This is a genomic window from Kosakonia sp. SMBL-WEM22 (genome assembly GCF_014490785.1).
Lineage (GTDB): Bacteria > Pseudomonadota > Gammaproteobacteria > Enterobacterales > Enterobacteriaceae > Kosakonia.
Genome location: NZ_CP051488.1, coordinates 3,691,423 through 3,709,372, shown reverse-complemented (window position 1 = coordinate 3,709,372; position 17,950 = coordinate 3,691,423). Strand labels below are relative to the sequence as shown.

General features: G+C 58.3%; 15 protein-coding genes. 10 read left to right on the top strand and 5 right to left on the bottom strand.

Going from position 1 to position 17,950, the window contains the following annotated elements:
- The first annotated feature begins 2 nt into the window (after positions 1–2).
- From recO to acpS, 3 genes are all read left to right on the top strand, one after another.
- Positions 3–710 (top strand): DNA repair protein RecO, encoded by a 708-nt coding sequence (gene recO, locus HF650_RS17750; RefSeq protein ID WP_187799732.1) that lies wholly within the window; start codon positions 3–5, stop codon positions 708–710.
- Positions 711–775: 65 nt separating this feature from the next.
- The gene (pdxJ, locus tag HF650_RS17745; RefSeq protein WP_187799731.1) at positions 776–1,507 is read left to right on the top strand and encodes a pyridoxine 5'-phosphate synthase; all 732 of its coding nucleotides are present in this window, start codon (positions 776–778) and stop codon (positions 1,505–1,507) included.
- The gene (gene acpS, locus HF650_RS17740) at positions 1,507–1,887 is read left to right on the top strand and encodes a holo-ACP synthase (RefSeq protein WP_187799730.1); all 381 of its coding nucleotides are present in this window, start codon (positions 1,507–1,509) and stop codon (positions 1,885–1,887) included. The genes pdxJ and acpS overlap by 1 nt, the downstream gene beginning before the upstream one ends.
- Here the strand turns inward: acpS and HF650_RS17735 are convergent.
- The 3 genes from HF650_RS17735 to HF650_RS17725 form a co-directional block, all read right to left on the bottom strand.
- Positions 1,884–2,144: a YfhL family 4Fe-4S dicluster ferredoxin gene (locus HF650_RS17735; RefSeq protein ID WP_187799729.1), complete on the bottom strand. Its 261-nt coding sequence runs from the start codon at positions 2,142–2,144 to the stop codon at positions 1,884–1,886. The two genes, acpS and HF650_RS17735, sit on opposite strands and share 4 nt — an antisense overlap.
- Before the next feature lie 56 nt (positions 2,145–2,200).
- Positions 2,201–3,049: a MurR/RpiR family transcriptional regulator gene (locus tag HF650_RS17730; RefSeq protein ID WP_187799728.1), complete on the bottom strand. Its 849-nt coding sequence runs from the start codon at positions 3,047–3,049 to the stop codon at positions 2,201–2,203.
- A gap of 135 nt (positions 3,050–3,184) precedes the next feature.
- Positions 3,185–4,441 (bottom strand): MFS transporter, encoded by a 1,257-nt coding sequence (locus HF650_RS17725; protein WP_187799727.1) that lies wholly within the window; start codon positions 4,439–4,441, stop codon positions 3,185–3,187.
- Between the two features lie 166 nt (positions 4,442–4,607).
- On the opposite strand from HF650_RS17725, the gene yfhb reads away from it, so the two are divergent.
- Positions 4,608–5,243, top strand: a complete 636-nt coding sequence (gene yfhb / locus HF650_RS17720) for a phosphatidylglycerophosphatase C (protein WP_187799726.1) — start codon at positions 4,608–4,610, stop codon at positions 5,241–5,243.
- A 60-nt stretch (positions 5,244–5,303) separates the two neighbouring features.
- On the top strand, positions 5,304–5,798 hold the full coding sequence (gene tadA / locus HF650_RS17715) for a tRNA adenosine(34) deaminase TadA (protein ID WP_187799725.1): 495 nt from the start codon (positions 5,304–5,306) through the stop codon (positions 5,796–5,798).
- A gap of 502 nt (positions 5,799–6,300) precedes the next feature.
- Here tadA and mltF read toward each other — a convergent pair.
- The gene (gene mltF, locus HF650_RS17710) at positions 6,301–7,851 is read right to left on the bottom strand and encodes a membrane-bound lytic murein transglycosylase MltF (RefSeq protein ID WP_223284200.1); all 1,551 of its coding nucleotides are present in this window, start codon (positions 7,849–7,851) and stop codon (positions 6,301–6,303) included.
- Between the two features lie 272 nt (positions 7,852–8,123).
- On the opposite strand from mltF, the gene purL reads away from it, so the two are divergent.
- The 5 genes from purL to glnB all read left to right on the top strand — a co-directional run bounded on the left by purL (position 8,124) and on the right by glnB (position 16,471).
- Positions 8,124–12,011 (top strand): phosphoribosylformylglycinamidine synthase, encoded by a 3,888-nt coding sequence (purL, locus tag HF650_RS17705; protein ID WP_187799723.1) that lies wholly within the window; start codon positions 8,124–8,126, stop codon positions 12,009–12,011.
- A gap of 542 nt (positions 12,012–12,553) precedes the next feature.
- Positions 12,554–13,990, top strand: coding sequence for a two component system sensor histidine kinase QseE/GlrK (gene qseE, locus HF650_RS17700; RefSeq protein ID WP_187799722.1), 1,437 nt, complete (start codon positions 12,554–12,556; stop codon positions 13,988–13,990).
- Positions 13,987–14,724, top strand: coding sequence for a two-component system QseEF-associated lipoprotein QseG (gene qseG, locus HF650_RS17695; RefSeq protein WP_187799721.1), 738 nt, complete (start codon positions 13,987–13,989; stop codon positions 14,722–14,724). Before qseE ends, qseG begins: the two co-directional genes overlap by 4 nt.
- On the top strand, positions 14,721–16,058 hold the full coding sequence (gene glrR, locus HF650_RS17690) for a two-component system response regulator GlrR (RefSeq protein WP_023481176.1): 1,338 nt from the start codon (positions 14,721–14,723) through the stop codon (positions 16,056–16,058). Before qseG ends, glrR begins: the two co-directional genes overlap by 4 nt.
- A 74-nt stretch (positions 16,059–16,132) precedes the next feature.
- A complete protein-coding gene (gene glnB, locus HF650_RS17685; protein ID WP_023481188.1) occupies positions 16,133–16,471 on the top strand; it encodes a nitrogen regulatory protein P-II in 339 nt (112 codons plus the stop codon).
- A 37-nt stretch (positions 16,472–16,508) separates the two neighbouring features.
- Here the strand turns inward: glnB and hmpA are convergent, their stop codons facing one another.
- Positions 16,509–17,699 carry an NO-inducible flavohemoprotein gene (hmpA, locus tag HF650_RS17680; RefSeq protein ID WP_187799720.1) on the bottom strand — a complete coding sequence of 397 codons (1,191 nt, stop codon included), beginning with the start codon at positions 17,697–17,699 and terminating at the stop codon, positions 16,509–16,511.
- Positions 17,700–17,950 lie beyond the last annotated feature (251 nt).

Here is a 17,950-nt window from a genome sequence, read left to right as displayed (position 1 = left end):
GGATGGAGGGATGGCAGCGTGCCTTCGTTCTTCATAGCCGTCCCTGGAGCGAAACCAGCTTAATGCTGGACGTCTTCACGGAAGAGTCCGGTCGTGTGCGCCTGGTGGCCAAAGGCGCACGCTCTAAACGTTCCAACCTCAAAGGCGCTTTGCAGCCCTTTACTCCTCTGCTGGTACGCTTTGGCGGGCGTGGTGAAGTCAAAACCCTGCGCAGTGCCGAAGCCGTCTCACTGGCGCTACCGTTAAGCGGCATCACGCTCTACAGCGGTCTCTACGTTAATGAACTCATCTCCCGCGTGCTGGAGCATGAGACGCGCTTCTCCGAACTCTTTTTTGATTACCTGCACTGTATTCAGGCGCTGGCTGGCGTCAGTGGTTCGCCGGAGGCGGTGCTGCGCCGCTTTGAGCTGGCGCTGCTCGGCCATCTCGGTTACGGCGTCGATTTTCTGCACTGTGCGGGGAGCGGCGAGGCGGTGGAAGATGGCATGACCTATCGCTACCGCGAAGAGAAGGGCTTCATCGCCAGCGTGGTGGTCGACAACACTACCTTCACCGGGCGACACTTACGCGCACTCTCCGAGCGGGAGTTTCCGGACAGCGACACGCTGCGCGCCGCAAAGCGCTTTACCCGCATCGCCCTTAAGCCGTATCTTGGAGGCAAGCCGCTCAAAAGCCGGGAGTTATTCCGGCAGTTCGTCCCTAAACGCTAGCGGCAGGATCACAGACCAGGCGGGGCGAAGACCGCGCCGGAAATTTTGCAAAACTGAGGATTGTCATGGCTGAATTACTGTTGGGCGTAAACATCGATCACATTGCCACTCTGCGCAACGCGCGCGGCACCGCTTACCCGGATCCGGTGCAGGCGGCGTTTATTGCCGAGCAGGCGGGTGCCGATGGTATTACCGTCCATCTGCGTGAAGATCGTCGCCACATTACCGACAGAGACGTGCGTATCCTTCGCCAGACGCTGCACACGCGCATGAATCTCGAAATGGCCGTTACCGATGAGATGCTGGCGATTGCCTGCGAAACGAAGCCACACTTCTGCTGCCTGGTGCCGGAAAAGCGTCAGGAAGTAACGACCGAAGGCGGGCTGGACGTGGCCGGACAGCGCGACAAGATGCGCGATGCCTGCCAGCGCCTGGCACAGGCGGGCATTCTGGTGTCGCTGTTTATCGATGCCGACAACGCGCAGATCCAAGCCGCGGCGGAAGTGGGCGCGCCCTATATTGAAATCCACACCGGTTGTTACGCCGATGCTGAAAACGAGGCTGCGCAGGCGAAAGAGCTGGAGCGTATTGCCCATGCCGCAACCTATGCCGCCAGCCTCGGGCTAAAAGTGAACGCCGGTCACGGGCTGACCTACCACAATGTAAAAGCTATTGCCGCGATTCCAGAGATGCACGAGCTGAATATCGGCCACGCAATTATTGGTCGTGCCGTGATGAGCGGCCTGAAAGAGGCGGTGGCAGAGATGAAACGTTTGATGCTGGAAGCGCGCGCATAATGGCTATTTTAGGACTGGGCACCGATATCGTTGAGATCGCTCGCATTGAAGCGGTGGTCGCCCGCAGCGGCGATCGGCTGGCGAAACGCGTGCTCAGCCCTCATGAATGGGCACTCTACGAAGCGCACCAGCAGCCGGTGCGCTTTCTCGCCAAACGCTTTGCGGTTAAAGAGGCGGCGGCAAAAGCGCTCGGCACCGGCATTCGCAATGGTCTGGCGTTCAATCAATTCGACGTGTTTAACGATGAGCTGGGAAAGCCGAGCCTGCGCCTGTGCGGTGAAGCTGAACGGCTGGCAGCGCGGATGGGGGTGCGTTCAGTACATGTAACGCTGGCGGATGAGCGCCACTACGCCTGTGCGACGGTGATTATCGAAAGTTAGATTTTGTCTGCGTGGTGCAGCAGCACAAACTTATCCCACAGCTGCTCTTCACTCTCTTGATGTGCCGGATCTTTCAGGATGGTATTGGGGATCGGGCACACTTTCTGGCAGGTCGGTGTTTCATAGTGGCCCACGCACTCGGTGCAGCGGTCGCTGTTAATCTCATAAATGCTCTCGCCAAGCGAAATGGCCTCATTCGGGCACTCCGGCTCGCACATATCGCAGTTGATGCATTTTTTGGTAATTAACAGCGCCATCAGGAGAATCTCAGAAACAACACAAACAGGGCGGGCATTATACGATGATTGCCTGCTCAAACCAGTTTTTTTACCAGCTCCTCGCTGTGGCGAATACGCTCTGGCGCATGCTCCAGATCCTGCTGAACCAGCGCCATAAAGAGCAGATCCGTCAGCATCATCTGGGCACTGGTGGAGGAGATCGCCGCGCTGCGCGTCGCCTGCTCCTCCGCAATGGTGTAGAGCGAGTGGGTCGCGCGCTGTTGTAGTGCATTAGGGGTAAAGCCGGTGATCGCGAGGATCTTTGCCCCAACGCGTAACGCTTCGTCAGCCGCCATATTGATCTCGCGGCGTTCGCCCGAGTAGGAGACTGGCAGCAGCAGATCGCCCGGCTCCAGCGCCTGCACCGCCGCCAGTAGCGCGTGCATATCCTGTTCGACAATAGCGTTGAAGCCGATTTTCATCAGCTTCCAGCCAAAATTGCGCGCCACCAGGCCCGATGCGCCGATACCGGTCAGCACGATACGCCGCGATTCGCGCAGCAGGCGCACGCTCTCCAGCAGCTTCTCTTCGCTGTTCACATCCAGCGAGGCGTGCATCGCGCTCTGGTACTCTTTAATCAGCTTCTCGCCGACCACACGCAGGGCGTCATCGCCGCGAATTTTATTATGCACCGGCACGGAGTAGGGGTTGGGGCTGCTGGCTAGCGCTTCGCTGATTGCCAGCTTCATTGCCGGAAAGCCTTTGAACTCCATCTTCTGCGCAAATTTCACTACGCTCGACTGACTGACGCCCGCTTCCGCCGCCAGCTGCTGCGAGCTTAAATGGCGGGCGCGGTCAGGGTTTTCGAGCAGAAATTCCGCCAGCTTTTTATCACTCTGCGCAAGGCCGGGATAGCGCTGGCGAATGCGGATCAAACAGTTCATACGATCTCCGGGGTGTTCACGTAATTCACTGCCTGGTGCATTACGCGGATGAATTAACTATTCCATCCATGGGCGGTGATTATGAATTAAAAATTCTGGCAGCACAAAGTTTCTCCGCACGGCGTTTGATAGCGATCAACTGGAGAGGCCAGGTCCACTCGATTTCACCTGTGGGGCGCTCTCCAGACGGCGGATCGCCGGCACCAGACCCGCGCCAATGCAGGCGAGGATCACCACTAACGCCGAGGCGGTTAACACCGTTTCGCTACCAAAACGCATCGCCAGCGGCCCGGCTGCCAGTTCGCCCACCGGAATGGCAATAAACGATCCCATCGCGTCCCAGGCGTAGACCCGCGCCAGCTTCTCCGCCGGAATGTGAGTTTGTAGCGACTGCGCCCACGCCACGCCGAAGAGGCCGAAGACGATGCCGGCGCAAAAGAAGGCCGCCATCAGCCAGTTTGCCGGTGCCGCCTGGCCGAGCAGCCAGGTGGGCACGGCGCAGAACGCCATCAGCACCACGCCGATAAAGAGATCGCGCTTGGGTCGCCAGCGCAGCGCCAGGAACGAGCCGACAATCAGGCCCACACTCTGCGCGGCAATAATCAGCCCCCACTGGGCTCGGCCGAAAGCGCTGTCGGCAATCACCGGCCCGAGCACCATCACGATGCCGCTGAAAGCGGCGTTAATCAGGGTGAACTGCACCACCACCGACCAGACCCAGGGACGGCTGGCGAACTCTTTCCAGCCGTCGCGCAGATCCTGCAGGATATTGCTCGTCGCCTCTGCGGCCTTAATCGCACCGATGCGAATGGCGTAATAGAGCGGTGCCGAGGCGGCAAAACCGAGCGCATCAATGGCCAGCCCCCAGCCGGGACCGACCGCGCTGGTCAGGATACCGCCGAGCGAGGCTCCGATGACTGTTCCGCTGTAAATCCCAAGTTGTAACAGCGCATTCGCTTCACGGCGCAGGTGAACAGGCACCGTTTGCGGTACCAGCGCCGAGGAGGCGGGAAGGGCAATGCCCGCCGCTGCGCCATTAAGCGTACCGAGCAGGGCGAGCAGCATAACGCTGGCTGAACCATCAAGCACCAGCCAGGCGACCGCACCCTGCGAAAGCGCGGCGACAAATGAGGAAATGACCATCACGCGGCTGCGGGAGTAGCGATCCGCCAGCACGCCACCAATCAATAAAAAAGCGACGTTGAACAGCGAGCGTGCCGCCACCACCAAACCGAGATCGCTTGCCGAGCCGCCAATATCGAGCACCGCGAAAGCCAGCGCGATCGGCGCAATGCCGTTGCCCAGCACGGTAAGCAGGCGGGCAGAAAAGAGATAGCGAAAGGCTGGGATCTGCAAGGCGCGGCGCGGCGTTGTGCGGGTTGCTGGAGTCATTGTCACCTGTAGTAAGTAAGGGAGAGAGCGCGTGACGCGTATTATTGCAGGTATTGATAACAGGCTGTTACCGGAAAAGTGAGGATCTATCTGTTAGGCTAGTTGTAGTGTAATCGCCAAACGGAGCGTCCCGGCGATGGAGCGTTAACCCACAGAGGAATATCTTTTGGCTACCAGTGAACGCCGCGTTGTATTTTTTGACCTTGATGGAACATTACATCAGCAGGATATGTTCGGCACTTTTTTGCGCTATCTACTGCGACATCATCCGCTCAATGCGCTGCTTGTGCTGCCGCTGTTGCCGGTGATTGGCGCCGGGCTATTGATTAAGGGCCGCGCCGCGCGCTGGCCGATGAGCCTGCTGTTATGGGGCTGCACCTTCGGTCACAGCGAGCGCCATCTCAACGCCTTACAGCAGAAGTTCGCCACCTGGTTTCGCGGGCATGTCACGGCCTTTCCGGTGGTGCAGACGCGATTAACCAACTATCTGGCCGCCTCGGATGCGGATATCTGGCTGATCACCGGCTCGCCGCAGTCGCTGGTGGAGCAGGTCTATTTCGACACCCCCTGGCTACCACGCGTCAATGTTATCGCCAGCCAGATGACCCGCGGCTACGGCGGTTGGGTGCTGACGATGCGCTGCCTCGGGCATGAGAAAGTCGCGCAATTAGAGCGAAAAATCGGTACGCCGCTGCGTCTCTACAGCGGCTATAGCGACAGTAAACAGGACAACCCGCTGCTCTACTTCTGCCAGCACCGCTGGCGGGTTACGCGCCGTGGCGAACTGCAACAGCTTGAGTAGTGTCGAACGTATTAGGGGTGTGTATAATGCGCCCCGCCTGAATTACTGGAGTTTATACCTTTGTCCAATCCCGAACTGACTCACGAACACTGGATGCGTTATGCGCTTACGCTGGCGAAGCGCGCCTGGGAAGAGGGCGAAGTGCCGGTGGGCGCGGTGCTGGTGTATAACAACCAGGTGATTGGCGAAGGGTGGAATCGCCCGATTGGCCGTCACGATCCCACCGCGCACGCGGAGATTATGGCGCTGCGCCAGGGTGGGCTGGTGCTGCAAAACTACCGGCTGATCGACACCACGCTCTATGTGACACTTGAGCCATGCGTGATGTGCGCAGGTGCCATGGTGCATAGCCGGATCGGCCAACTGGTGTTTGGCGCGCGGGATGCGAAAACCGGTGCGGTAGGGTCGTTAATGGATGTGCTCCATCACCCGGGGATGAATCACCGGGTCGAGTTTACCGAAGGCGTGCTGCGCGACGAGTGCGCGGCAATGTTGAGCGATTTTTTCCGCCAGCGTCGGCTGGAGAAGAAAGCCCTGAAAACTGGCAATGCCTGATGGCGGCTCCGCCTTATCAGGCCTGTGGGATAGTGCGCTTGCCTTTGTAGGCTGGATAAGCGCAGCGCCATCCGACGAACAATGCCTGATGGCGGCTACGCCTTATCAGGCCTACGGGGTAGTGCGCTTGCCTTTGTAGGCCGGATAAGCGCAGCGCCATCCGGCAGACAATGCCTGATGGCGGCTACGCCTTATCAGGCCTACGTGTAGGTCGTTTGCCTTTGTAGGCTGGATAAGCGCAGCGCCATCCGACGAACAATGCCTGATGGCGGCTACGCCTTATCAGGCCTACGGGGTAGTGCGCTTGCCTTTGTAGGCCGGATAAGCGCAGCGCCATCCGGCAGACAATGCCTGATAGTGGCTCCGCCTTATCAGGCTTACGGGGTAGTGCGCTTGCCTTTGTAGGCCGGATAAGCGCAGCGCCATCCGGCGAACAATGCCTGATGGCGGCTCCGCCTTATCAGGCCTGTGGGGTAGTGCGCCTGGATTTGTAGCAACGCCTTCAGCGGTTCACTTTCAGCTGCAGCGTATCCTGCGGTAAAACCGAATGGTGACCAAATGCCTCATCGACGGTCAATGCGCTGAAGGGCAGCACGCCATAGGTCGGCTGATCGAGCTCCTCGCTCGACACCGCTGGGTAGCTCTGCGCCAGCTTGAGCGTCCTGGCAAGCTCCTTCTCTTTTTCGAGCAGATAACCCACCAGGCTAATCTCATATTTACGAATATTCTCGACGTAGGCATACGCCTGATACCCGCGGGCATAGCCGTAGCGTAATTTACTGTAGTAGGCCTTCTGGCTTAACAGCGGTAAGCGCTGTTTCACATCTGCCCAGCTGTCCGGATTGCCTTTAGTCTTCACCGTCAGCGCGCGAGCATCAAGCATATGCGCATAACCCATGTTGTAAGCCGCCAACGCATACCAGATCTTCTCATCCTGCGGCACGCTATCCGGCACTTTGCTCATCATATCCTGCAGGTAGCGCGCGCCGCCGCTGATGCTCTGCTCGGCATCGGTTCTGTCACTCAGCCCCAGGCTCTGCGCCGTATTGCGGGTCAACATCATTAACCCGCGCACGCCGGTCGGTGAGGTGGCCTGGGCGTCCCAGTGCGACTCCTGGTATGAAATTGCCGCTAACAGCTTCCAGTCTATCTGCTGGGCATACTTTTCAAACAGCGGCTGCAACTCCGGCAGCACACTATCAACGGCGCGTAAAAAGGCACGGGTATCAACATAATCAAAGCCATCGCCATGCCCAAGATACTTCTCTTCGAGCCTTGCAAGGATCCCTTCGCCATTAATGGTATTGAAGAAATCGAGCATCGCCGCAGAGAGGGTATTGTCGTCGTCGCGCTTGCTGAACCAGGTGACGGGCTGCTCATCGGAGATATCAAGCGCCACCGCCAGCTCCGGGTGAACGCGCTGGAAGAGGCTGATCGCCACCGAATCGGCGACGGTATAACTCAGCTTGCCGTCGACCACTTGCTGAAGCAGAAGGGTGGTACCGAGTTTCTCATCCACCTTCCAGCTTAGAGTGGGGTACTTTTTCTCTTTTAACTCACGCAAATCGTCCAGCGCGACATGCCCCGGCGCAATGGTTAACTGACTCTCATTCACTTGCGCGAGCGTGCGCGGACGATAGCTGCCAACGCGATAGACCAGCTGTTGAGAAACCGAGTAGTAGACCGGCCCGGTCTGGTAGCTCTTCACCCGCTCATTGTTATAGACCAGCCCGGCGGCGAGCATATCGGCATTGTCATGATCGAGATCGTCAAACAGCTGGCTGATGTTCTGGCGCACGGTGATTTTAAGCTTCACGCCGAGATAGTCGGCAAACTGTTGCGCCAGTTCGTAATCGAGGCCGTAATTTTTGCCGTTGATAGAGGTGTAGGTAAGCGGCGTCGAAATGGTACTGACGCGCAGCTCCCCGCGTGCCTGGATAGCCGCGATGCGGTTATCGGCTTTGCCAAACCAGGGGACTGATGGCCACAGCGCCGCTGCCAACAGCAGAGTGACAATGCCGATGAGCAGATAATTAATCTGAAATCTTTTCAAGGAGTTAATTCTCTGCGCCGTACTTTGCCTCAAAAGGTTTTCGCAATCACAGCAAGGGGGTTGCTGTCGATTTAGCGGCATTCTGCGTAACAAAACGGCAGTTGGCAACAAATTACAGCATTCGGCCACAGCTATTGCTAAAAATCGTCGGCACTGTTTATTTCCACGCAAACGGTTTCGTCGCGCGCCAGGATTCTTTATAATGGCGCCCGTTTTCCCCTGGTGCACACTTTAAGCGTCCCCGACGCTTCGTAATCGAAGACGAGAGACTTATGATGGAAATTCTGCGTGGTTCGCCTGCCCTGTCCGCATTCCGTATTAACAAACTGCTGGCGAGGTTTCAGGCCACCAACCTGCCGGTGAGCAATATTTATGCCGAATATACTCACTTTGCCGATCTTAACGCGGCGCTCACCGAAGAAGAGTACGCCAGGCTCCAGCGTCTGCTGAAATATGGCCCAAGCCTTAGCAGCCACACCCCAACCGGAAAATTACTGCTCGTCACTCCTCGTCCCGGCACCATCTCTCCCTGGTCATCCAAAGCTACCGACATCGCCCACAACTGCGGTCTGGAAAAGATCAACCGCCTTGAGCGCGGCGTGGCCTACTACGTTGAAGCCACCAGCCTGACCGACGCCCAGTGGCAAGAGGTGGCGGCGCAGCTGCATGACCGCATGATGGAGAGCGTATTTAACGCTGAAGCGGACGCCGCGCGTCTGTTTGAGCACCATCAGCCTGCGCCGGTACAGAGCGTAGATCTGCTGGGTGAAGGCCGCCAGGCGCTGATCGACGCCAACCTGCGTCTCGGCCTGGCGCTGGCGGAAGATGAGATCGATTACCTGCACGACGCCTTTACGCGCCTGGGGCGCAACCCGAACGATATCGAACTCTATATGTTCGCCCAGGCGAACTCGGAGCACTGCCGTCACAAAATCTTCAACGCTGATTGGGTGATTGATGGGCAGCCGCAGCCGAAGTCGCTGTTCAAAATGATTAAAAACACCTTCGAGAAGACGCCGGAGTTTGTGCTCTCTGCCTACAAAGATAACGCGGCGGTGATGGAAGGATCCGCTGTCGGTCGTTTCTATGCCGATCGCGCTGAAGGTCGCTACGATTTCCACCAGGAGCCGACCCATATTTTGATGAAGGTGGAGACGCACAACCACCCGACCGCCATTTCACCCTGGCCGGGCGCGGCAACCGGCTCCGGCGGCGAGATCCGTGATGAGGGCGCGACCGGGCGCGGCGCGAAGCCGAAAGCAGGCCTGGTGGGCTTCTGCGTTTCCAACCTGCGTATTCCCGGCTTCGAGCAGCCGTGGGAAGAGGATTTCGGCAAGCCGGAGCGCATCGTTACCGCGCTTGATATCATGACCGACGGCCCGCTGGGCGGCGCGGCATTTAACAACGAATTTGGCCGTCCGGCGCTGAATGGCTACTTCCGTACTTATGAAGAGAAGGTCAACAGCCACAACGGCGAAGAGCTGCGCGGCTACCATAAGCCGATCATGCTGGCAGGCGGGATCGGCAACATCCGTGAAGATCATGTGCAGAAGGGCGAGATCGTGGTCGGCGCGAAGCTGATCGTGCTCGGCGGCCCGGCGATGAATATCGGTCTTGGCGGCGGTGCTGCCTCGTCAATGGCGTCCGGCCAGTCTGATGCCGATCTCGACTTCGCCTCTGTGCAGCGCGATAACCCGGAGATGGAGCGGCGTTGCCAGGAGGTGATTGACCGCTGCTGGCAGTTGGGCGATGCCAACCCGATCCTCTTTATTCACGATGTCGGCGCGGGCGGTCTCTCTAACGCCATGCCGGAGCTGGTGAGCGATGGCGGCCGCGGCGGCCGCTTTGAGCTACGCGATATTCTGAGCGACGAACCGGGCATGAGCCCGCTGGAAATCTGGTGTAACGAATCCCAGGAGCGCTATGTGCTGGCGGTGGCGGCGGATCAGCTGCCGCTGTTTGATGAACTCTGCCGCCGCGAGCGCGCACCTTATGCGGTGATTGGCGACGCGACCGAAGAGCAGCACCTAACGCTGAACGACAGCCACTTTGATAACCAGCCGATTGATATGCCGCTGGATGTGCTGCTCGGCAAAACGCCGAAGATGACACGCGATGTGGCAACCCGGCAGGCGGCCGGTGACAGCTTCAACACCTACGGCATTACCGTCGCTGACGCGGTAAACCGCGTGCTGCACCTGCCGACCGTGGCGGAGAAAACCTTCCTTGTCACCATCGGCGACCGTACGGTTACCGGTATGGTGGCGCGCGATCAGATGGTCGGCCCGTGGCAGATCCCGGTAGCCAACTGCGCGGTGACCACCGCCAGCCTGGATAGCTACTATGGCGAAGCGATGGCGCTCGGCGAACGCGCTCCGGTGGCACTGCTCGACTTTGCCGCTTCGGCGCGTCTGGCGGTCGGCGAAGCGTTGACCAACATCGCGGCGACGCACATCGGCGACATCAAACGTATCAAACTCTCCGCCAACTGGATGGCCGCAGCAGGTCACCCGGGTGAAGATGCCGGTCTCTATGCGGCGGTGAAAGCGGTGGGCGAAGAGCTGTGTCCGGCGCTCGGTCTGACCATCCCCGTGGGTAAAGACTCGATGTCGATGAAGACCCGCTGGCAGGAGGGTAGCGAGCAGCGCGAAATGACGTCGCCGCTGTCGCTGGTGATCACCGCCTTTGCCCGCGTTGAAGATGTGCGCCACACCGTAACGCCGCAGCTCTCAACCGACGACAACGCCCTGCTGTTAATCGATCTCGGCAAGGGCAGCAACGCGCTTGGCGCAACGGCACTGGCGCAGGTTTACCGCCAGCTGGGCGACAAACCGGCGGATGTGCGTAACGTCGAACAGCTGAAAGGCTTCTATGACGCGATTCAGGTGCTGGTGGCAGAGAGAAAACTGCTGGCCTATCACGACCGCTCCGACGGCGGCCTGCTGGTGACGCTGGCCGAGATGGCCTTTACCGGCCACTGCGGCGTGAATGTCGATATTGCTGCGTTGGGCAACGATCGTCTGGCGGCGCTGTTTAATGAAGAGCTGGGCGCGGTGATTCAGGTGCGGGCAGAAGATCGCGAGGCGGTGGAGAGCGTGCTGGCGGCCTACGGTTTAAGCGACGTTGTGCACTATCTCGGCCGCGCGGTCGAAGGCGATCGCTTTGTGATTGAAGCGGACGGCCAGCCGGTGTTTAGCGAAAGCCGCACCACGCTGCGTATGTGGTGGGCGGAAACCACCTGGCAGATGCAGCGCCTGCGCGATAACCCGGAGTGCGCGGATCAGGAGCATGAGGCGAAAGCCAACGACAACGATCCGGGCCTCAACGTGAAGCTGACGTTTGATATCAACAACGATATCGCGGCACCGTTTATTGCCACCGGGGCGCGACCGAAAGTCGCCGTGCTGCGTGAGCAGGGCGTTAACTCCCACGTTGAGATGGCTGCGGCATTCCACCGCGCCGGGTTTGATGCGGTTGATGTCCACATGAGCGATCTGCTGTCCGGTCGCCGCGGTCTTGATAACTTCCACGCGCTTGTCGCCTGTGGCGGCTTCTCTTATGGCGATGTGCTGGGCGCAGGGGAAGGCTGGGCGAAATCGATCCTCTTTAATGAGCGCGTGCGCGACGAGTTCGAAACCTTCTTCCACCGTCCGCAAACTCTGGCGCTGGGTGTCTGTAACGGCTGCCAGATGATGTCGAACCTGCGTGAGCTGATTCCGGGCAGCGAACTGTGGCCGCGCTTTGTGCGTAACCACTCCGATCGCTTCGAGGCGCGTTTCAGCCTGGTGGAGGTGACGCAGAGCCCGTCGCTGCTGCTCAATGGCATGGTCGGGTCGCATATGCCTATCGCCGTCTCGCACGGTGAGGGGCGTGTCGAAGTGCGTGACGCCGCCCATCTGGCGCAGCTTGAAAGCAAAGGGCTGGTGGCGCTGCGCTATGTCGATAACAGCGGCAGCGTGACCGAGCGCTACCCGGCAAACCCGAATGGCTCGCCGAACGGTATTACCGCTGTGACCAGCGAAAGCGGGCGCGTCACTATCATGATGCCGCACCCGGAGCGCGTTTTCCGCACCGTTGCCAACTCCTGGCACCCGGAAAACTGGGGCGAAGATAGCCCGTGGATGCGCATCTTCCGCAACGCGCGTAAGCAGCTTGGCTAAGCCGTTATCGCAGTAAACAGGCCCTCTTCCTTAACCGGGAAGGGGGCTTTTTTGATCTAACGGCAAAAGTGTCTGCTTTTCCCGACATCAGAGGATCACCACTGTCTCTAAATGGAGACATTTATCTTATTGATTTTAATGCTAATGATTAACGTGCTGAGAGAGTGTTGCTAAATAGCGACAGGGCGGTGAAATGTTGCGCACTTCACAAATATAAAAAATAATATTAAAGTCTATGATAATCAATAGATTAAAATATTTAGTGGCAACCTGGCATAGTACGTGCATAATTATAGCCAGTGGCTCATTCACCCTCTTATGTCAGCCCCTTCGGGACGCGCTACATAAACTTTCGAATGACGCACTTAAAGGTGCCTGCCGTCCACCTGCTGATCATTGCATAGCTTTATCAGACATCGGGCGAAACGTCGAGTTAGGCACCGCCTAATTACATAACAAAGCCGGGCTTTTGCCCGGCTTTGTTGTTCTTTACCCCGCCACTCAGCTAGCATCTCTGTACCTTACCCTGCGAGAGTACTGCCTTGAAACGCTGGCCCGCTTTTCCCCGCTCCTTACGCCAACTGGTGATAATGGCGTTCCTGCTTATTTTACTGCCGCTACTGGTGTTAGCCTGGCAAGCATGGCAGAGCCTGAATGCCCTCAGCGCCCAGGCGCTGCTAACCAACCGCACTACGCTGATTGACGCCCGTCGCAGTGAGGCGATGACCAATGCTGCGCTGGAGATGGAACGCAGTTATCGCCAGTACTGCGTGCTGGATGACGCCACCCTTGAGCGGGTCTATCAGAATCAACGCAAGCGCTACAGCGAAATGCTGGATGCCCACGCCGGCGTTTTACCCGATGACCGGCTCTACCAGGCGCTGCGCCAGGATCTGAACGATCTCGCGCAGTTGCAATGCACCAACAGCGGCCCGTCGTCCGCCGCATCTGCGCAGCTGGAGGCGTTTGCGGCGGCGAATACGGAAATGGTGCAGTCGACCCGCGCCGTCGTCTTCTCGCGCGGGCAGCAGCTCCAGCTGGAGATTGCCGAGCGCGGCCAGTTCTTTGGCTGGCAGGCGCTGGTGCTCTTTCTGGTCAGCCTGGCGCTGATGCTGCTTTTTACCCGCATGATTATCGGCCCGGTAAAGGGCATCGAGCGGATGATCAACCGGCTGGGAGAGGGGCGACCGCTGGCGCAAAGCGTGGTGTTTAACGGCCCGCGCGAACTGCGCTATGTCGGCGAGCGCATCATCTGGCTGAGTGAACGGCTGGCATGGCTTGAGTCGCAGCGCCACCAGTTTTTGCGCCATATCTCCCATGAGCTAAAAACGCCGCTTGCCAGCATGCGCGAAGGGACTGAGCTGCTTGCTGACCAGGTAGTCGGGCCGCTGTCGCCGGAGCAGAAAGAGGTGGTTGAGATCCTCGACGCCAGCAGCCGCAATCTGCAAAAATTGATTGAACAGCTGCTTGATTACAACCGCAAGCTGGCCGGCGGCTCGGTTGTGCTGGAAGCGGTGGAGCTGGCGCCGCTGGTGGAGATGGTGCTCTCAGCCCACAGTCTGCCAGCGAGAGCTAAAATGATGCATACCGAGATAGCCCTCGATGCGACGACCTGTCAGGCAGAGCCAATGCTGTTGATGAGCGTGCTGGATAATCTTTACTCCAACGCGGTGCACTATGGGGCTGAATCCGGTACCATTCGTCTGCACAGTTATAGTACCGGCGCACGGTTGCGCATTGATGTAGCGAATACCGGCACCCCGATCCCCGAGGCGGAGCGCGAGATGATTTTTGAGCCCTTCTTTCAGGGAAGCCATCAACGAAAAGGCGCGGTTAAGGGCAGCGGGCTGGGGTTGAGCATCGCCAGAGACTGTATCCGCCGAATGCAGGGTGAACTGTATCTGGTGGCGGACAGCAGGGACGGTGTCTGTTTCCGTATTGAGCTACCGCTCGTCGCGCCGGAAAAACCAACACAATGAATATAAATCTGGTGAGTATGTCGCATCTCTTTTCCCGCGTGGTCAACGCGATGACACAGCAATCGGGCTGGCTGCGCGCGCTTCCTTGCCTGCTGCTGGCAGGCTGCGTGACACAAACGCCGCAAAGCGCCATTCATGATAATAAAAAACCGCAGCTTCCCGATCGCCAGCTGGCCGACTTTTTATTAACGGATTGCAACGATATCTGGACCCTCTCGGGACAGAGCGTTGAGAGTAATCCGCTGTTCTGGCTGCGCGGTATGGATTGCGCCCAGCGCTTGTCGCCAGCGGCTGCACGGGCTGAAGCGCGGTCATGGTCCGATAATACCTGGCAGGCGAACTTCCGCCGCGGCATTTTGCTCTCGAATGCCAAAATCTCTCCGCTCGAACGCCGCGACTATACCGAGCGCCTTGATGCCTTAAGCCCGGCGATCCCGGCGCAGGTGCGCCCGCTGTTTGAGCTCTGGCGCGATGGCGAAAAAGCACAGTTGCAGTTAGCCGAAGAGCGCAGCCGCTACAGTAAATTGCAGCAATCTGCCGACAGCGAGCTGGACAGACTGCGCGGCGAGCAGCAGTTCCTGCATGAGCAACTTGATACCACTACCCGCAAGCTGGAAAACCTCACCGATATTGAACGGCGTCTCTCCATTCGCAAACCGGCTCCCACCGATATGCCGGACAGCGCCCATCCGGCGAAAAGCGATGCCGAGCAGCAGCAGGAGGCGAAACCATGACCAATCGCAAACCGGCACACCTGCTGCTGGTGGATGACGATCCGGGCCTGCTGAAACTGCTCGGGCTGCGCCTGACCAGCGAAGGCTACAGTATTGTCACCGCTGAAAGCGGGCAGGAGGGGTTACGCATTCTCGCCCGTGAGAAGGTTGACCTGGTGATAAGCGACCTGCGTATGGATGAGATGGATGGCATGCAGCTCTTCGCCGAGATCCAACGCCTGCAGCCAGGAATGCCGGTGATAATTCTGACCGCGCATGGTTCCATTCCTGATGCTGTTGCCGCCACGCAGCAGGGGGTCTTCAGCTTTCTCACCAAACCGGTAGATAAAGACGCGCTCTACAAAGCTATCGACGATGCGCTGGAGCACAGCGGCTCCGCCAGTGACGATCAGTGGCGCGAAACTATTGTTACCCGCAGCCCATTGATGTTGCGCCTGCTTGAACAGGCGCGGATGGTGGCGCAGTCGGACGTCAGCGTGCTGATTAACGGCCAGAGCGGCACCGGTAAAGAGGTGCTGGCGCAGGCGATCCACAATGCCAGCCCACGCAGTAAAAATGCCTTTATCGCCATCAACTGCGGCGCGCTGCCGGAGCAGCTGCTGGAATCAGAACTCTTCGGTCACGCGCGCGGGGCGTTTACCGGCGCGGTAAGCAGCCGGGAAGGGCTGTTCCAGGCGGCAGAGGGCGGGACACTGTTTCTTGATGAGATTGGCGATATGCCGATCCCCTTACAGGTCAAACTCCTGCGCGTATTGCAGGAGCGCAAGGTGCGCCCGCTCGGCAGCAACCGGGATATCGATATCAATGTGCGCATTATTTCGGCGACGCACCGCGATCTGCCAAAAGCGATGGCGCGCGGCGAGTTTCGTGAAGATCTCTACTATCGTCTCAATGTGGTGAGCCTGAAGATCCCGGCGTTGGCGGAGCGCGCGGAGGATATTCCGCTGCTTGCTAACCACCTTCTGCGCCAGTCGGCGGACCGCCATAAGCCGTTTGTGCGCGCTTTTTCCACCGATGCGATGAAGCGGCTGATGACCGCCAGCTGGCCCGGTAACGTGCGCCAGCTGGTGAACGTGATTGAGCAGTGCGTGGCGCTCACCTCGTCGCCGGTGATCAGCGATGCGCTGGTCGAGCAGGCGCTGGAAGGGGAGAACACCGCGCTGCCGACCTTTGTTGAAGCGCGTAACCAGTTTGAACTCAACTACCTGCGCAAGCTATTGCAAATCACCAAAGGCAATGTGACGCACGCCGCGCGGATGGCGGGGCGCAACCGCACCGAGTTTTATAAACTGCTCTCGCGCCATGAACTGGATGCCAATGACTTTAAAGAGTAAAGGCGAAATGATTATGGTACTGTGAGCAACCGATTACGATGCAGCAGACTGGCAAGAGCGTGTAAGGAACGACCATGAAAAAGATTGATGCGATTATTAAACCTTTCAAACTGGATGATGTGCGTGAAGCGCTGGCTGAAGTCGGCATCACCGGGATGACGGTAACGGAAGTGAAGGGTTTTGGTCGCCAGAAAGGCCACACCGAACTCTACCGTGGCGCAGAGTATATGGTGGATTTTCTGCCGAAGGTGAAGATTGAGATCGTGGTGGGCGACGACATTGTCGACACCTGTGTCGATACCATTATCCGTACCGCGCAGACCGGTAAAATTGGCGACGGCAAAATCTTCGTCTTTGACGTTGCGCGCGTAGTGCGTATCCGTACCGGCGAAGAAGACGACGCCGCCATCTGATCTTTCGCCCTCACCGCGCACGGTGAGGGCAGCCTGCTTACAGCACCTTGTGCGGCCCAAAACACTCATAGTGAATGCGATCGCTTCCCACACCCAGCGTCACCAACTGCTCTGCTGCGAACTGCATAAATGCCACCGGCCCGCAGAGATAGAACTGCATCTCCCCGTCGCTCAGCCGATCTTTCATCTTTGCAAGCGCCATCAGTCCGGTGCTGTTAAACCGCGCGGCCTGCTCATCCGCTGCGTTTGGCTGGCGATACCAGACATGCTGATAAAAGTGCGCCAGGCTGGCACCCAGCTCGCTTACCTCATCGGTAAAGGCATGCACATCGCCGTTTTCCGCCGCATGGAACCAGTTAACCTGCGCGCGGTGATGGCTGTGCGCCAGATGGTGCAGCATCGCCAGCATCGGCGTCTGGCCCACGCCTGCGGAGATGAGCGATACCGGCGTTTGCGGGCTGACATCAAGGAAAAAATCGCCTGCTGGTGCGGCAAGCCAGAGAATATCGCCAGGCTTCGCTTTATCGTGCAGCCAGTTTGAGACCTGACCGCCCGCTTCACGCTTCACCGCAATTCGGTAGCTTTTGCCGTTCGGCTCGCGGGTGAGAGAGTACTGGCGGATCTCCTGATGGGGAAAACCTTCCGGTTTCAGCCACACGGCAAGGTATTGACCCGGCCGGTAATCGGCGACCGGCTGGCCGTCGACCGGCTCAAACTCAAAACTGGTGATCAGCGCACTGCGCGGCACTCGCTCCACCAGGCGGAACGCACGCGTCCCCTCCCAGCCCCCTTTTTTATCGGCGTGCTCGCGGTAAATCTCCGCTTCACGATTGATAAATACACCCGCCAGCACGCCGTAAGCTTTGCCCCACGCGTCCAGCACCTCTTGCCCCGGCTGGAACATCTCATCAAGGGTTGCCAGCAGATGCTCGCCGACGATGTCATATTGCTGGGGCTGGATCTGGAAGCTGGTGTGCTTCTGGGCAATTTTTTCAACGGCGGGCAGCAGGGCGGAAAGATTGTCGATATTCGCGGCGTAAGCGGCAATGGCGTTAAACAGCGCTTCACGCTGATCGCCATTGCGCTGGTTGCTCATATTGAAGATCTCTTTAAGCTCGGGGTTGTGCTGAAACATCCGTTCGTAGAAGTGAGCGGTCAATTTCGGGCCGGTAGCAGCGAGCAGTGGGAGAGTGGATTTAACGGTAGCGATGGTCTGAGCGTCGAGCATGATGGCATCCTTCTGAACATACATTTTTAAAGTTGTATTTTAAATGCATCTTATAGCCGCTGGCATCAATTTGTAAAGGGCGTAATGAAAGAGGGGTTATCGAATGTGAAGAAGTTGCATCACAAAGCTGAAAAGAAATCCCTTTACGGGGCGAAGGTCGTTATTGCTCAAAGCCTTGTGTGGCGGGCAGCCAATCGTTTGCGCAAAAACCTTTGTCAAGACCTGTTCTCAGAATATTAATCAGTTATACT

Coding starts and splice junctions, on each gene's coding strand:
- glnB (WP_023481188.1), top strand. CDS start 16,133: ATGAAAAAGATTGATGCGATTATTAAACCTTTCAAACTGGATGATGTG.
- HF650_RS17730 (WP_187799728.1), bottom strand. CDS start 3,049: ATGAACTGTTTGATCCGCATTCGCCAGCGCTATCCCGGCCTTGCGCAG.
- pdxJ (WP_187799731.1), top strand. CDS start 776: ATGGCTGAATTACTGTTGGGCGTAAACATCGATCACATTGCCACTCTG.
- qseG (WP_187799721.1), top strand. CDS start 13,987: ATGAATATAAATCTGGTGAGTATGTCGCATCTCTTTTCCCGCGTGGTC.
- HF650_RS17725 (WP_187799727.1), bottom strand. CDS start 4,441: ATGACTCCAGCAACCCGCACAACGCCGCGCCGCGCCTTGCAGATCCCA.
- hmpA (WP_187799720.1), bottom strand. CDS start 17,699: ATGCTCGACGCTCAGACCATCGCTACCGTTAAATCCACTCTCCCACTG.
- HF650_RS17735 (WP_187799729.1), bottom strand. CDS start 2,144: ATGGCGCTGTTAATTACCAAAAAATGCATCAACTGCGATATGTGCGAG.
- glrR (WP_023481176.1), top strand. CDS start 14,721: ATGACCAATCGCAAACCGGCACACCTGCTGCTGGTGGATGACGATCCG.
- acpS (WP_187799730.1), top strand. CDS start 1,507: ATGGCTATTTTAGGACTGGGCACCGATATCGTTGAGATCGCTCGCATT.
- recO (WP_187799732.1), top strand. CDS start 3: ATGGAGGGATGGCAGCGTGCCTTCGTTCTTCATAGCCGTCCCTGGAGC.
- purL (WP_187799723.1), top strand. CDS start 8,124: ATGATGGAAATTCTGCGTGGTTCGCCTGCCCTGTCCGCATTCCGTATT.